This is a genomic window from Archangium sp., assembly GCF_036277355.1.
Taxonomy (GTDB): domain Bacteria; phylum Myxococcota; class Myxococcia; order Myxococcales; family Myxococcaceae; genus Archangium.
Genome location: NZ_DASUNC010000046.1, coordinates 199413 through 214243 on the forward strand (window position 1 = coordinate 199413; position 14831 = coordinate 214243).

At 68.7% G+C, this 14831-nt stretch carries 16 protein-coding genes; 6 read left to right on the forward strand and 10 right to left on the reverse strand.

Annotated elements, in window-relative coordinates; all coding sequences use genetic code 11:
* The first annotated feature begins 7 nt into the window (after positions 1-7).
* The 3 genes from VFZ09_RS12220 (at position 8) to ruvA (ending at position 2027) form a co-directional block, all read left to right on the forward strand.
* Positions 8-757, forward strand: coding sequence for a YebC/PmpR family DNA-binding transcriptional regulator (locus tag VFZ09_RS12220; protein ID WP_329727705.1), 750 nt, complete (start codon positions 8-10; stop codon positions 755-757).
* Between the two features lie 86 nt (positions 758-843).
* Positions 844-1419, forward strand: coding sequence for a crossover junction endodeoxyribonuclease RuvC (gene ruvC, locus VFZ09_RS12225; protein ID WP_329727706.1), 576 nt, complete (start codon positions 844-846; stop codon positions 1417-1419).
* On the forward strand, positions 1416-2027 hold the full coding sequence (ruvA, locus tag VFZ09_RS12230; protein ID WP_329727707.1) for a Holliday junction branch migration protein RuvA: 612 nt from the start codon (positions 1416-1418) through the stop codon (positions 2025-2027). Before ruvC ends, ruvA begins: the two co-directional genes overlap by 4 nt.
* 46 nt (positions 2028-2073) lie before the next feature.
* On the opposite strand, the gene VFZ09_RS12235 is transcribed toward ruvA, so the two are convergent.
* On the reverse strand, positions 2074-2721 hold the full coding sequence (locus tag VFZ09_RS12235) for a TraR/DksA family transcriptional regulator (protein WP_329727708.1): 648 nt from the start codon (positions 2719-2721) through the stop codon (positions 2074-2076).
* Positions 2722-2846: 125 nt separating this feature from the next.
* On the opposite strand from VFZ09_RS12235, the gene VFZ09_RS12240 reads away from it, so the two are divergent.
* Complete coding sequence (locus VFZ09_RS12240; RefSeq protein WP_329727709.1) at positions 2847-3482, forward strand: hypothetical protein; 636 nt, start codon at positions 2847-2849, stop codon at positions 3480-3482.
* 101 nt (positions 3483-3583) lie between these two features.
* Here the strand turns inward: VFZ09_RS12240 and VFZ09_RS12245 are convergent, their stop codons facing one another.
* The gene (locus VFZ09_RS12245; RefSeq protein WP_329727710.1) at positions 3584-3862 is read right to left on the reverse strand and encodes a hypothetical protein; all 279 of its coding nucleotides are present in this window, start codon (positions 3860-3862) and stop codon (positions 3584-3586) included.
* Between the two features lie 62 nt (positions 3863-3924).
* Positions 3925-4398: a hypothetical protein gene (locus VFZ09_RS12250; RefSeq protein WP_329727711.1), complete on the reverse strand. Its 474-nt coding sequence runs from the start codon at positions 4396-4398 to the stop codon at positions 3925-3927.
* A gap of 151 nt (positions 4399-4549) precedes the next feature.
* On the opposite strand from VFZ09_RS12250, the gene VFZ09_RS12255 reads away from it, so the two are divergent.
* The gene (locus VFZ09_RS12255) at positions 4550-5194 is read left to right on the forward strand and encodes a hypothetical protein (protein ID WP_329727712.1); all 645 of its coding nucleotides are present in this window, start codon (positions 4550-4552) and stop codon (positions 5192-5194) included.
* A gap of 33 nt (positions 5195-5227) precedes the next feature.
* On the opposite strand, the gene VFZ09_RS12260 is transcribed toward VFZ09_RS12255, so the two are convergent.
* The 5 genes from VFZ09_RS12260 to VFZ09_RS12280 form a co-directional block, all read right to left on the reverse strand.
* The gene (locus VFZ09_RS12260) at positions 5228-6535 is read right to left on the reverse strand and encodes a carboxypeptidase-like regulatory domain-containing protein (protein ID WP_329727713.1); all 1308 of its coding nucleotides are present in this window, start codon (positions 6533-6535) and stop codon (positions 5228-5230) included.
* 235 nt (positions 6536-6770) lie between these two features.
* The gene (locus VFZ09_RS12265; RefSeq protein ID WP_329727714.1) at positions 6771-8324 is read right to left on the reverse strand and encodes a hypothetical protein; all 1554 of its coding nucleotides are present in this window, start codon (positions 8322-8324) and stop codon (positions 6771-6773) included.
* Between the two features lie 11 nt (positions 8325-8335).
* On the reverse strand, positions 8336-9004 hold the full coding sequence (locus VFZ09_RS12270) for a hypothetical protein (RefSeq protein WP_329727715.1): 669 nt from the start codon (positions 9002-9004) through the stop codon (positions 8336-8338).
* Complete coding sequence (locus tag VFZ09_RS12275; RefSeq protein ID WP_329727716.1) at positions 8994-10415, reverse strand: hypothetical protein; 1422 nt, start codon at positions 10413-10415, stop codon at positions 8994-8996. The genes VFZ09_RS12270 and VFZ09_RS12275 overlap by 11 nt, the downstream gene beginning before the upstream one ends.
* Positions 10416-10718: 303 nt before the next feature.
* Positions 10719-11333: a PH domain-containing protein gene (locus VFZ09_RS12280; RefSeq protein WP_329727717.1), complete on the reverse strand. Its 615-nt coding sequence runs from the start codon at positions 11331-11333 to the stop codon at positions 10719-10721.
* Positions 11334-11783: 450 nt separating this feature from the next.
* On the opposite strand from VFZ09_RS12280, the gene VFZ09_RS12285 reads away from it, so the two are divergent.
* Positions 11784-12212, forward strand: coding sequence for a hypothetical protein (locus tag VFZ09_RS12285; RefSeq protein ID WP_329727718.1), 429 nt, complete (start codon positions 11784-11786; stop codon positions 12210-12212).
* Between the two features lie 296 nt (positions 12213-12508).
* On the opposite strand, the gene VFZ09_RS12290 is transcribed toward VFZ09_RS12285, so the two are convergent.
* Positions 12509-13582, reverse strand: coding sequence for a hypothetical protein (locus VFZ09_RS12290; protein WP_329727719.1), 1074 nt, complete (start codon positions 13580-13582; stop codon positions 12509-12511).
* Entirely contained in the window at positions 13579-14820 is a 1242-nt protein-coding gene (locus VFZ09_RS12295) for a zinc-dependent alcohol dehydrogenase (RefSeq protein ID WP_329727720.1), read from the reverse strand. The genes VFZ09_RS12290 and VFZ09_RS12295 overlap by 4 nt, the downstream gene beginning before the upstream one ends.
* Positions 14821-14831: the final 11 nt, after the last annotated feature.

A 14831-nucleotide genomic window follows, 5' to 3' on the forward strand; every position in this document is an offset into this window, starting at 1 on the left:
ACGCGCCATGTCCGGTCACAATCGGTGGTCGAAGCTCAAGCGGTACAAGGCCGTGATGGGCGCGAGCAAGGGCAAGCTCTACAGCAAGCTCATCAAGGAGCTCACCGTCGCGGCGCGGTTGGGGGGCGGCAGCCCGGACAACAACGCCCGGTTGCGCGTGGCCATCCTCGCGGCCCGCGAGGCCAACATGCCCAACGACAACATCCAGCGCGCCATCAAGAAGGGCACCGGCGAGCTGGAGGGCGAGAGCTACGAGGAGATCGTCTACGAGGGCTACGGCCCCGGCGGCGTGGCCATGCTCGTGGAGTGCCTCACCGACAACCGCAACCGCACCGCCAGCGACATGCGCTCCATGTTCTCCAAGGAGGACGGCAACCTGGGGGCCGAAGGCTCGGTGAACTGGATGTTCCACAAGAAGGGCCTCATCACCGTGAAGCCCGGCCCCTCCGAGGACGAGGTCATGGAGAAGGCCATTGAAGCCGGCGCCGAGGACGTCCTCAATCACGGCGCCGAGGGCTTCGAGGTGCGCACCGCCCCGGCGGACCTGCACGCGGTGGCCTCCAGCCTGGAGCAGTCCGGCCTGAAGCTGGGCGAGCAGAAGTGGACGTACTTCCCGCAGACCACCGTGCGCGTCGAGGGCGACAACGCCAAGAAGCTGCTCAAGTTGATGGAGCTGCTCGAGGACAACGACGACGTGCAGAACGTGCACGCCAACTTCGAGATGGACGAGGCCCTCATGGAGTCGCTCTCCGCGTAGTGGGGGAGACGGGCACATCGACACGGAGGCGGCCCGCGCGTTATAGGGCAGGCTGAACCCCTGTTCCGTTGTCCCCGGAGAGGAATTTGCGCGTCCTAGGCATCGACCCCGGCAGCCGCTTCATGGGGTATGGCGTGGTGGAGGAGCGGCGAGGCCGGCTGGTCCACGTGGGCCATGGCGTCATCAAGGTGGACCCCGGCGCCCCCCTGGAGCTGCGGCTCAAGGAGCTGCACGGCGCGCTGCTGACGGCCGTGAAGCTCTACAAGCCCCAGTCCGTGGCGGTGGAAGGCGTGTTCACCTTCCGCAACGCGCGCAGTGCGCTCATCCTCGGGCACGCCCGCGGGGTGGCGCTGCTGGCCGCCGCCCAGGCCGGGCTCTCCGTGCACGAGTACCCGCCCGCCCGGGTGAAGCGCGCGGTGGGCGCCGGTGGCGCCGCCGGCAAGGACGCCGTGGCGCGCATGGTATGTACCTTCCTCGAGGTCGAGGTGTTGGATCGCGCGGATGCCAGTGACGCACTGGCGGTGGCGATCTGCCACCTCAACCAGGGCCGGTCCGGCGTGCCGGTATCGGGCGCCAGGCCCTCGAAGACGCGCCGCAAGTCGGCGCAGGCGCAGCTCGCGGACAAGCTGACGCCGTCCTACAGGAGGCCGGAAGCGCGATGATCGCCGCACTGCGTGGCAACGTTCTGGAGAAGAGCCTCGAGGAGGCCACCATCGACGTGGGAGGGGTGGGCTACCGCGTGTTCTTCTCCTCGCTCACGTTGGGGCGCCTGCCCGCGGAGGGCCAGCCCGTGCAGGTGCGGGTGCGCACCGTGGTGCGCGAGGACGCTTTCGAGCTGTTCGGCTTCCTCAGCCGCGCCGAGGAGGAGCTGTTCCTCCTGCTCAACTCGGTGTCGCACGTGGGGCCGAGGCTCGCGCTGGCGGTGCTCTCCGGCATGGAGGTGCCGGAGCTGGTGGCCGCGCTGGGCCGGGGCGAGGTGGCGCGCCTCACCAAGATTCACGGGGTGGGGAAGAAGACCGCCGAGCGGCTCGTGCTGGAGCTCAGGGACAAGGTGAAGACGCTGCACCTGGAGCAGGTGGCCGCCCAGGCGAAGCCCGCCGCCCCCGAGTCCGCGCAGAGGGCGGACCTCGTCTCCGCGCTCATCAACCTCGGTTACAAGCAGCCCCAGGCGGAGAAGGCCGCGGAGTCCGCCAGCGAGCGGCTCGGCGCCGAGGCCGCCTTCCAGGCCCTCTTCCGCGAGGCCCTCAAGTCCTTGCGCACCGGAGCCTGACGCATGCGCCCTCTCCCTCTGAAGAGGGCGGGGGTCGTCACCGCGGTCAGAAGTAGGTGACGGCCACCGGGGGCTCCGGCGCCACGTCCGGAACGCCCTCGCGCTTGCGCTGGCAGGCCGCGCAGCACTCGGCCCACGGCACGAGCTGCAGGCGCTCGAGCAGGATGGTGGTACCGCAGTCCTCGCACTGTCCGTACGTCGTGGGGTTCGCGGCCAGTTTCCGCAGCGCCCGCTGCACCCGCGGGAGGAGCACTGGATCCCTCTCCTCGCCCGACTCCGCCGCGTCCCGGAGCTGCGCCTGCTGCTCCTCGTCGATCGTCGACAGCACCCACTCGGGCGGCTCCTGGCCGGACAGGACGAAGTGCAGCACGTGGAGCTGGTGCTCGGCCTCGCGGCGCTGGGCCTCGCGGCGCATGTTCACCAGCGCCGGGGTCTCCATCAGCCGCGCCAGACGCTTCTGGACCTCCCGCCGCATCCCGGCGTCCCGGGTGATGACGTCGATGTAGGCCTCGGGGCTGAAGCCCTGGGGCTGGCAGATCTGCTGGAGCACGCGCTCGAAGACGGGCTCGATGCCGACCGTGGCGGCGGTGGGAATCCATCCAGTGGACGAAGCCAGCGCATCGAGCGTGGAGAGGACCGTCCGGTGGATGTCCGGCCACGGGGGCGGGGGGCCTTCTTTGGAACCAATCGTCATGCCTGGGGGACATCTAATCACACGGGGCCTGGGGGGCACACCGGCCTGGCCGTTCAGTGCGCTTGAATCCAGGGCATGTCCGGGGCCAGATACGGGACTCGGTGTAATGCCAGGAGGGCTCTGGGATGTCCGGTGCTTCGAGATGGTGGGAGAGCGCGCGGGAGTGGGTGGGCAAGTTGCCCTCGGGCCTGTCCGGCCAGGTGACGGTGGACGTGGCCCGGAAGCGGGTGCGGTTGTCGCACGCCCGGGTGGAGGCGCTGGCGCGCAAGGCGTTGAAGGACGTGAAGGCGCTCTCGGTGGGCGAGTGGGCGTACGGGCCCCGTGCCTATGACGTGCGCCTGGAGGTCTCCGGCTGGAAGCTGCGCGTGGAGGTGGCCCTGGAGCGGTTGGAGCTCGCCTCGGGCCGCTACCACCTGACGCTGCTGACGCCAGGCCGGGTGGACCTGGAGGAGTCGAGGGCGGCCTCGGCGCTGGTGCAGGGCGTGTTGCGCCTGGGCGGAGGCAAGGCCGCGCTGCGCGCCCTGTTGGATCAGGTCATGCCCAAGGGGCTGAGCTGGGACGGGCAGCGCTTCCAGGTGTCCGGGGCGCTGCCGAAGGAGGGCGCGGTGTCTGCGCGGCTCTTCGAGTCCTCCTCGCTGGTGGTGAACGCCGAGCACGACGCCGACGGCGTGTGGCTGTCGGCCGAGGCGTGGCCGGGCCTGATGGACCTGATGCAGGCCGCGCTCAGCGTGGACCTGCCGCGCAAGCCGCCGGGAACCTGAGCAGCCGGGCGCTCCCAGGTGGCGCCCGCCGCTTCACTCTGGAGCGGACGGGCGATCCACTTCGAGCCGGGGCGCAGGCCGCTCCCGTGGTGGACGGAGGCTCAGAAGCCCACGACGGTGATGCAGTCGTCCAGGCACTGCTTCATGGTCTCGGAGCAGGTCCGGCCCTTGACGCATTGCGAGCACTCCTGCGCCTGGGCCGAGAAGTCCTTGTCCTTCTTGACCTTCTGCTCGCACGTGTCCGTGCACTTCGCCACGTCGAGGCCAGAGGACACGCACTCCTGCTTCTTCTCGCACGCGACACGGCACTCGCTCTTGCAACCGGCCAGGGTCATCGCGAGGCCCAGGGCCGCCACTGCCATCACAATCTGGTTCTTCATCGACTCCTCCGATGCGGCGCATCATGCACGGAGACGGGCGCCATGCGAAGAAACTGCGGGTCTTACGTCTTGTCGATCTCGATACCGAGGCACGTGGACGGGCATTCAGGACCATTGGGTTGGTTGACCTCGTACGAGACCGTCTCGTGCACCTTGAGAGGCTTTCTGCCGCGCTTGTCCGTGAGGGTCACGTCGTACACGTCTCCATTCCGAAGCTCCCCCGACGCCCAGGGGCTGTACGAGACATGGAGCTGGTACCCGCCACTCGCGGCCCGCCGGACCTCGGCATGGATCAGCGGAGTATGGAGGGTGTCTCGCTGGGCCGGATCGGGGAAGGTGACGCGGTTGCCGGAGTCCGGACCCGAGGGCTCCGCGAGTGTCGCGAGGCTGCTCGAGTAGCAGAGCGCGTTGCGGCACACGGTCACGGTGCTCGCTCGCAGTTGCTCGAAGTGCAGGTTGACGGGAACCTTCAGCCAGAATCCGGATTCGCAGCCGATCAGAGTGCAAATGCGGCCGGTGCCAGGACTCACAGGCATCGGAGCATGCGGGACGTGGGGGGCGGTGACGGAGGACGGGGCGGCTGCGACGGATGGAGGGGGGGCGGCGGATGGGGCGGGTTCTTTACTGCCGCATGCACCGGTGAAGAGCAGGGTCAACACCACGGGGAGCACGACGATACGGTGGGTCATGGCTGGTTTCCTCCCGCTGCGGGTATCGCTTCCTCGTACCACCAAAAAGGAGGGCTCCGCGTTCACTTCGCGCGCCTTCGGCGACAACATGACGCGCTGGGGCACGCCCTCCGTCCTCATCGAGACGGGACCCTGGGCGTCGCGGGCTCCGGACGCGCCGCTGGTCCAGCTCAACTTCGTCGCGCTCGCCACCGCGCTGGATGCACTGGCGAGCGGCAAGGCCGAGAAGGCGGAGGTGGCGCGCTACGAGTCCATCCCGGAGAACGACTCCTCGGGCCTCGTCTACCTCATGCTCAAGGGCGTGGGCTTGTTCGGCGCGGATGGAAAGCCCTTCACCGCGGACGTGGGCCTCTCCATCACCCGCGCGGTGCGCGACAACGGCCAGGGGCCTGCCATCGCCCTCGTGGGCAAGGTGGACGAGCTGGGCGATCTGCGCGTCCTGGGCGCGCTGGAGACGGTGGAGGGAAGCGGGCTGTTCGCCGTGCCGCTGTCCGCCTCGGCGAAGGTGGGGGACCCCCTCCAGCTGGCTCAGCCAAAGCAACACACCGTGCTGCCCGGCCAGCCCGCGGAGCTGATGCTGCTCGAGCCCCTGGAGAAGCCCTCCACCTACCGCGTCGAGCGCATCATCCGCTTCGAGCGCTGAGGCAGGTGGGGGCCGGGTGCCACGAGCGCGTCCTTACGGGTGCGTCTCGATGTAGATGTGCGAGCTGCACGGATGGTCGCCGGTGGCCACGTCCGTGAAGTCGATCGGGTTGCCGCCCGAGTCCTTCGGGAAGCCCGCCGCTCCAGCGGGCGCGCCCGAGTTGTACTGGATGGCGTTACCCGTGACCGTGTACGGCCCCGGGGCCGCGGTCAGGGTCAGGTTGCCGGCGCAGTAGGCGGGGGCACCCGGCGGGAACGTCACGGCGATCTGCAGGGGGGCATTCGGGGGGAGGTTGTACTGCGCGATGAACGTCGCGGTGGAGCGCACGTTCCCGTTGCTCGTCCACACCGCGCCGCCCGAGGACGTCTGCGAGAGGCCCACGGTCAGCCCGGGCTCGGGGCTCGTGACCGGCGGCGGGTTGTAGCAATCCAGGGGGATGTTCACGAACTCGACGATGGAGCAGGCCGGGTTGACCTTCTCGATGTCGGTGTTCCAGGTGCCCAACCCATCCGCGGGGTCGATGACGCCGCCCTGCCGCGCGGCCTGGATGCGGAACGTCGTGGCCGTGGTGGAGAACTGGGGGCTCGCGCTCTGCTCGACCCACAGGCCCGTGGAGGGGCTGAACCGCCACATGACGGTGCGGCAGGTCGCGTTGAGCACGCAGGCCGGCATGGTGCCCCCGAGCGAGGCGGGCACGGGCAGGCGCACGGTCATCGAGGTGCCAGCGGCCAGTCCGAGCGTGTTGCCCAGGCCGTCCACGGCCGACAGCGTCACCGCGCCCACGGTCTCGAGCGCCACCGTCTGGCCGAGCGCGTTGCGGGCGGTGAAGTCACCGGGCATCGTGTCCGGGCCGTGCGGCACGATGGAGAACAGCACGCCGCCCGAGGGCAGGGCGCCCGCCGCGGTGCGCAGGGTGTTCGCGAGCAGCTCCACGCGGATGCCGGAGGCCGGATCCTGGATGACGGTGTTGACGGTGGGGCTGACCTGCTGCGTGTAGGCCTTGCCGAGCACGTGCACCTGGCTGAGCTGGCCCGACATCTGGAGCTTGTTCACAGGCCCGTAGCCATCCTTGCGGATGTCGAGCACGTAGCCCGTCTTCGACTCCGTTACCGAGAGGGAGTACGCCCCGGTGCTGCTGGTGAGGCGGGTGATGCCATTCACCGTGACGCGGGCATTGGCGACGGGCCGGTTGAAGGCATCCAGGACCGTGCCCGAGAAGACCGCCGACAGCGCGGCGGAGCGGGTTTCGAGCTCCTCGGCGGGAAGGGGAGGAGTGCTGTTCTCGCCACAGGCGAGGCCAAACAGGACCGGGATCATCAGCAGTGAAGAGCGTCTCATCATCGGGTTCTCCGGGGGTGGATGAGACGCGGCGATTGCACGGTGCGTACCAGCGCGGGCGGAGCTGTCGTCGCTGTCTTCTCGGAGAGTGTGACCGCACCGCGGCTCCCCGTGCCTGTCGACAGTGGAGCAACAAGGAGGGCACGCGGGTGTGGCCTGGGGAGTTATGGAGCACGCCGCCGGTGGGCGATAGTAGGAGGCGCTACGTATGGACGATGAAGCGGCTCGGGTGTGCGGCTCAGGTGCGCAGGAAGCCGCTCGCGTCGGGGAGCCCGCTGCCCGAGGTGTCCACGCCCATCGCGGTCAGGATTCCCGAGAAGATGTCCGGCTCGTTCGTCGTCATCTTGCCGGGCTCGGGCGCTCCGGTGCGCGGGTCGAAGCCGTAGGTCAGCCCGGTGAGCGGGTCCATGCCTCCCAGCACCGTGTTGCCCTTGATCATCGGGGACATCATCAGGAAGCCGTTGTTGAGGTCATGCCCGGAGCTGAACTCCACGGCGTCGTTGGGCCGATTGCGCGTGCGGCCGAACTCGGTCGCCACGTAGATCAACGTGCGGTCCCACATGCTCTCGCCGCTCGTCTCATCGAAGGGCTCGGCCTTGAGCAGATCGACGAGCTTGTCCACCACGCCCAGCACCCGTGACCACATGAAGGCCTGGCCGGAGCGGTGCTCGGTGTGGCTGAAGTCGAAGGCGAGGGGAGGGCTGGCGATGAACTGCTCGCGCGTGCTGCCCACCGCCACGTTGAAGGACGGGCCCAGCGTCACCGTCACCGACACCCGGTACTTGAGCAGCAGGAAGGCCAGGGCCGCCTGGCTCTGCACGGGGTCCGTCAGGTAGTCCGGGAAGAGCGCGCGCAGCCGGTCCCCATCGGGCGAGCTGGACAGGCCGTACTCGGAGAGCGGCAGCGAGGGCGGCTGGTTGGGCAGCACGTTGAGGCGGTTGATGAGATCCCTCGCCTCGAGCGCGGGCTGGCCCACGATGCGCTGCTCGTTCCAGCGCTGGAGCGCCGGAGCATTCTCGAAGGTCTTCCCGAAGACGGACCGGGAGTCGAGCGTGTTGCGCGTGCGCCGGGCCAGCTCCACCACGTCGCGCGGGGGCGCGTCCTTGAGGCCCTTGCTGCCATCGAGCCCCAGCGGCCAGAGCGAGGCGTTGCTCACCACCTCGCCGTAGCAATACGAGGGCAGTGAGTGATCGGTGCCGCGCTCGGAGTAGCCGCCCATGGCCATGTTGACGTTGGGAATGGGGAAGCCCGCGCCGTACTGGAGGGCCACGCACTCCTGCAGCGTGCGGCCGCGCCAGGCGGCGTTGCCGGTGAGGCTGCGCTTCTGGGCGATGACGTGGTTCACCGAGGTGCCCACCGAGGTGGCCACCAGCATGGAGTCCTTGTGCTTGCGCACGAAGGGGAGCTGATCCGTGTTCACCGCCTGGGGGATGTTGCCCAGCCGCGGGCTGCTCACCTTCACGGCGCGGAACGGGGAGCCGTCCACGCCCTGCACCTGCTCGTCGGCGAAGGTGTTGAGCTTCGAGGCGTTGGCGCCGGCCTCCGAGGCGCGCACGGCCAGGAAGCTGTCGACGATGGAGGCGCCACCGGCGGCGCCGATCACGATGAGGAAGCGGGGCTTGCCATCGAGGCGATCGCGGCGAAGGCCGCCGAGCCGCTCGAGGGACTCGGGGGTGTGGAGCGAATCGCGGCAGCCCGTCAGCAGGGTGCCCATTGAGGAGCCCGCGGCGCACAGAGACAGCGCCTTCAACATCTCCCGGCGCGAGAGCCGGCCATTGTTGCGGAGTGACATGGCGTTTCCCTTTAGAAGAAGACGGACTCGGCGGAAGAGAGGACGGCGAAGCAGGCGGCCTTCATCCAGTCGCGGCCGGGCGTGGTGCTGCCCGTGGACTCGATGCCGGTGGCCAGTTGCACCCACGTGCCCACCTCGGCCTCCGTGGGATCTCTCAGCAGGGCGCGCTGGTAGAGCGCGGTGATGGCGTTCTTCACCGGCTCGCCCTCGCGGTTCGCCAGGCGGCCCTGGGCGTCCAGCTCGATGCCTCCGAAGATGACGGCCGTGGAGGGGGTGGTGAGGTCGAGCGTGACGCGCTGGCCACAGGCCGCCAGCGCCACGCGGTCCACGGCGATGGGGGTGGTGACGCCGGTGAAGGGCAGGGGCTCGTAGAAGCCCAGGCCGTAGGGCTCGACGCCGCCCAGGGCCACGGTGTGCACGGAGGTGGTGCAGGGGTACTGGCCCAGCTCGTTGCACACCTGCTCGACGGGGAGCGACAGTGCCGTCGCGAAGTCGAGCGCCAGCCGCTCCGGGCCCTTGAAGCGCAGGTTGTTGCGCGAGGAGCGCGTCACCTCCGGGGGAGTCCCGGAGTCGGCGGGAGGCGGCGTGCCGGCGTCGGGCACCGAGGGGGTGGGCGACGGGCAGGCGGTGAGGGTGCAGGCAGCGGACAGGAGCAACACGCGAAGAGTGTCAGGGCGCACCGTAGGCCTCCGTGCGGATCAGATCGTGAAGCATGCGCTGCACGCGGTAGCCATGCGTGCCCTTGAAGCGCTGCCAGGTGGAGACGAACTCGGCCTGCTCCTCGGGCTTGGGGGCGTGGCCGATGAGCAGCTTCCAGTAGTCGGTGACGGTGGCGATGGCGAAGGCGTCGCTGTTGGCGCCCACCTGCGCCCACTCCACGAGGTCCGCCACCGGCTTGCCGAGGAGGTAGCCGGACTCGGGGACCTGGGTGATGTCCGGCGCGACGTCACGGAAGTACGTCTCGAGGCGGCTGGGGACGTAGCGGGCCGAGGTGTTGCGGGCCGTGAGAGACAGGCCCTGGTAGTTGCGGAAGGGGTAGCTCAGGGGATCCAGCGTCGCGTGGCAGGCCGCGCAGGTGGGCGCCTTCACGCCCTTGGCGTCGTAGTCACGGGGCTCGCCGGCGATGCTGTAGAGGCCCTCCTGTTTGGCGATGTCGAGGCCGAGGTACGCGCGGTAGGCCTGGGACGCGGCGTTGCGCGGGAGCGCGGTGAACATCACGAAGTAGATGAGGCTCCACGAGGAGGTGATGTTGCCCGCGCGGTGCGCCTCGTCGACGAACTGCGTGGGCAGCGTCGGGACGACGGAGTAGCGGGTGGGGTTGATGTCGCGGCGCACGTAGTACTTCGCCGTCATCACCTCGCGCGCGTCGTGGTCGTCGAGCTGCGACCAGGCGAAGAGGTTGTAGTCGTCGTAGTAGTCCGCGAGGGGGATGGCGCCCTTGTCCTCGCCGGCCTTGAGCGAGCCGACCGGGCGGATCTTCGGGTGCGCGAGCTTCCACAATTGCCCGTTCTTGCCACGCCAGAACTCGGTGGTGGTGCACCGGTCGAGCTCTGCGTCGATCCGAGAGCGCTGCTCATCGGCGTTCAACGCGGCGAACTCCTTGAGCTGCGCATAGGTGGGGGACCGTCCGCAGAAGTCGAGCAGCACGCGCCGGTAGGCGAAGCGTGTGTCATAGCGGCACACGTCATACTGGGGATTGTGGGGGTCGGAGCCCGCCACGCAGCCACCCGTCTCCACGGGGACGCTGTTGGGGTCGGCCGGCTGGGTGCCGCGCTGGTGCTCCACGAGGTTGGACACGCCATCGCCGTCGGAGTCCTGCGACTCGACGGCCCTCAGCGCGGTGGGAAGTGCGTACGTGAAATCCGCGTCGGACAGCGGGCGCGGCGCACCGGGAGCCAGCTGGGCCTCGAGCGCGGTGCCGAAGGCGTTACGCTGCGGCGGCGCGACGTGGCAGTAGGTACAGGCCGGCTGCTGCCCGGTACACGCGGGCGCCGTGGGATAGGTGGCGCAGAAAACGTTGCCCGCGGGTGGTTTGGCCAAAGCCTCCCCCGACAGACACAGGGCGGCCCCCAGAATGAGTCGTCGAAGCACCTGACCTCCTTGTGATGGGATTACTCAAGACAGACAGGAATACCCGAAGAGCCTTGAACTGAAAAGTAGCGTTTTCAGTGTGCCCAGGTGCACACATGCTCACCGTACAGGCACACAGGCTGCGCCTTGGTTTTTGAGAAACCGGTCGCGCGGGCCCGCCGAGACACGGCCCTTCCAGCGTCCCGATATCTTTCGGAAGGGGGTGGAGCCGGGCTCGACACGGCCCCAGTCGAGCGAAGGTTCAGAAAACCCAGACAGGAAGACGGGCAGCGAACGGTCGCCACCCGTCTGGGTTTCACCCCGTCATGCCTTGATGTAGCGCTCGAACACGAAACCGAAATCCTTCACCCAGTACTTCTGCTGAGCGCCGGTGAGCCAGGCGAAGGCGGCCTGATTGAGCTCCTTGAAGGACTCGACGATGGGGGTGGATCCCGCCTGGCCGCGGCCGAGGGTGGTGGAGGCGACCTCGATGCTGGCCTTGGCATGGCCGAGCGCCACTTCGTTCTCGTGCATCAGCTCGGAGATGCGGATGAGGGCCTTGTAGAGGTCCTTGACCTGCTCGAGGTGCTTCTTGTGCACGTCGATGGAGTAGTCTTTGGCGCCCAGGCGGAACTTGATCTCCACGTCCATGTCGATGTTGCCAGCGGTCTCGAGCAGCACGTTGGAGATGGGGTGGGTGCTGTAGTTGTAGCGGCGCAGCATGCGCTTCTTGCTGGCGGCGCTGGTGCCGTCGAGGTGGATGAGTGCCTTGTTGGTGAAGCAGTACTCGTCCGACTTGGACTTGATGAGGAAGTAGATCTTCTCCTGGTCCTCGTGCATCACGTAGTCATCGGCGTCCACCTTGTCATAGTCGGCCGGGGCGATGACCGAGCCGATGTCACTGAGTCCGAGGGCGTCGGCGGCGATTTTTCCGAACATCTTCATCCTCCTGGGGAAGGTGCTGCGGTGAGGGGCCGTGACCATAGTCGAGGTCGCGTGTCGGATCCACGACATGCCGGGCACCGGTTGGAAGGGAAATTCCTCGCAGGGATGCAATGCATTGGGTTGGCGGATGCATGCCCATGGCCAGTCAGAAGCGGGAGAACCCCATCCCACTGGAGCGCCGATGCCGGAAGTGAGAGGGAAAGGCTGCCTCTCCGGGATGACCCGTGAGATCGGGCCCCGCCCCGCCTGTCCGCTCGCACGCTTCACGTTCCGGCAGAACGTTTGGGATGGGGCGCCGAGGTCGAGCCGGGACGCCCGCTCGAGGACTCGCAGCTCGGAGCGGTGTCCCGGCACACTCATGCAACCCGGTTGCCAGAGCGACGGGTCCGTGCTCTCGTCACCGTGCTCGCGGACGCCAGGAGGCGCCGGAGCGGAGACCTTCTCATGGAGAGCCAGCGCGAGTGGACTCTCGGCACGCATCGACTTCGCTTCGAGCCTCCTGACGTTCTGTGGGTGGAGTACCGGGAGAAGATCTCCCTGGAGGATGCGACGCGGGTGGTGGACGTCTACCGGGAGCTGAGCAGATCGGTGCGCTTCTTCCTGCTGGTGGACTTGAGTGGAATCCCCCTGGTGGACGCGGAGGTCCAGCGCTACTTCAGCGAGCACGCGGATCCCGCGTGGCTCCATGCCAACATCATCATCGGAGCCCGGCTCGGGAACAAGGCGGTGGCCCGGGGCATCTTCCTCGCGTCTCACCTGACCGGACGCTCGGAGGAGGCGCACTTGTCCAAGGTCCAGTTCGTCTCCACCCAGGCCGAGGCCTACGAACTCGTGGCCTGGCTGCGCGCACGGCCCGGCCATCAGGCGTCCTGACGGGCCGCGGGGGGATTGGGGCCCGGACCAGAATCCGTGCGTCCGCTACCATATCGGTGCGCGGTGTTCGCGCTGGAGCGTGCGGTGGATGGCCACGCATGGGCAGGATTTCATCTGCCCCACCATGATGCTGGCACTGGTGGAGGTCTGCGAGGACCGGGCCATGAGGACACGGGTGCAACCTGAAGCCCGTGGCACCCTCACCCTGTCCCTCTCCCGGAGGGCGAGGGGTTGTGACGCGGTGGGAAGGAGAGTGCCTCGGGTCAGGGGACTCGGGCGAAATGTGACCTGGGGACTCAGGCCGCGCGGCGGGCGGCAGCAGTCGGGCGGATGTCCCCGTGGTTCGGCGCGGGCAGGGTGATGGTCGGTGACAAGCCTGGCGCCACCAGAGAGCCCGTCAGCAGCGACGACGGGTGGAAGTTCACGAATGCCCCCTCCACTCGCGACGGGCCCGCGAACACCTTCTCCACCACCATCGACGTGTACTGCTCCAGCGAGCTCTCCCGGGTGTTGCCGTTGAGCACCACCTCCCAGCCCATCTGCTCGGCGAAGGCGCGCACTCCCGGAATCCTCGACTGCAGCGGCGTGTAGCTCTCCGACGCCACACCGTTCTCGCTCACCACGAACACTTCCTTGTCCGTGGCCACGGCCAGCGACATGTTCCCCATCGTGTGCCCCGGCGTCGACAGGATCGCCGCTCCCCGGCCCAGCCACGTGTCCCCGTCCAGCAGCACCACGCGCTCCTCCGGCACCCCGTCCGTCCCTCCCGGCACGTACCAGACCTTCTCCATCGGGTGCAGGTTCTTCACCGACTCCCACTCGGCCCGCTGCACCAGCAGCTTCGCCCTCGGGAAGTACGCCGGCTCCCCATCCCCGCCCAGCCACCGCCGCACGTCCTGCACGTGCAGGTGATCGAACGCGATGTAGTCCACGTCCTCCGGCTTCAACCCCAGCGCCGTCAGGTGGCTCTGCACCGTCCCGTACCGCCGCGTCATCACCTTGTCCGAGACGAAGTCGCCGTACTTCTCGCGCAGCGACTTGAAGAAGGGCGCCTCCTGGCCGCGCTCGTAGTCGCTCGGGTTGAAGAGCAGGGTGCGCGTCGCCCCGTCCTCCAGGTACTGCACCACCTGCATCCGGTTCGTCATCATCACGTAGGGCGCCGGAGACAGCGCCCCTCCGCTGAAGGCGAACAGCGACGGGTAGGGGAACGTCACCAGGTCGCACGTGGCCACCGCCGCCACCGGGCCTCCGGCCGTGAAGGCGTCTCGCGCCTCCTGCGCTGCCCGGCGGAGCTTCTGCAGGCGCACGCCGGACACCGGCTCGGCACGGGCCTCGTTGAGGAAGGGGAGGGGACGGAAGGGCGTGTTCATGGGTTCACCGTGAGCTCGAAGACGGTCTTCACTGACTGATGGCGCGCGCGGGCCAGGTTGGCCTCGATGGCCTCCTGGTAACGCGCGAGCGGAAAGGTATGTGTCACCAGCATGCTCGGGTCCGGGCCTTCCCGGCGGGCGAGCAACTCCAGCACCGCGTCGAAGGTGTGCTGGCGAACGCCCCGGAAGCTCTCCAGCCCGTACACGTAGGAGCCGAGCAGCGTCAGCTCGTTGCGCCACACCGTCGTCCAGTCCACCCGCTCGAGAATCCCCGCCGCCCCCACCAGCACCACCTTCCCCAGCGAGCGCGTGTAGCGCAGCGCGTCCTGCACCGAGCCCGCGCTGCCGATGCAGTCGAATGTCACCTCGTAGCCGCCCGTGAGCGCCGGCGGGCCCAGGATGGGGCGGTACACCTTCGCCCCCGTGCGCCGCGCCACCTCCTCGGCCTCGGCGGTGTCGTCCCGCATCACCCGGAAGGCCTCGTCCGCTCCGAGCTGCTTCGCCAGCCGCAGCTGGTACTCCTCGGCCGCCAGCAGCGTCACGTGGCAGCGCGAGCCCAGCGCTCGAATCGCCCACAGGCACGCGAAGGCCACCGGCCCGCCGCCAATCACCAGCACCTTGTCCTCGTCCCGCAGCGGCACCTTCAGCACCGCGTGCAGGCTCACCGCCAGCGGCTCCACCAGCACGCCCGCCTTGTCGCCCACCCCCTCCGGCAGCGGGTGCAGCTGCGAGGGGTGCGCCACCATCTCCGTCCCCATGCCCCCGGGCAGGTCCTTCTGGTAGCCCAGCATCTGCCCCGCCGCCAGGCAGCCCTCGGCCGTGTGCTCGCAGCCGTTCTCCTGCCCGGCCGCGCACGCCTTGCACGGCGGCTGGATGCCCCGCAGGCGGCAGGGCAGCAGCGGATTCACCGCCACCTTCTGCCCCACCTCCACGCCGCGCGCCTCGGGCCCCAGCTCCGTCACCTCGGCGAGCACCTCGTGCCCCAGCACCGCGGGGAAGCTATTGAAGGGCTCCATCTGGGGGCTCATCTTGAAGAAGATCGTCCCCATGTCCGAGCCGCACAGCCCCGTCAGCAGGGGCCGCAGCCGCACCCAATCCGGTCCGGGCAGGGTGGGGGAGGCCAGCTCCCGCAGGGAGAGGCAGCTCCCGCGTCCGTAGTGCAGCTTCGGGTACATGCCTCCCACCCCCTTGGCGAGGACGTACCGGGGGATGGAGAGGTCGAAAACGAGTCCCTTCACGGGGCAAGCTC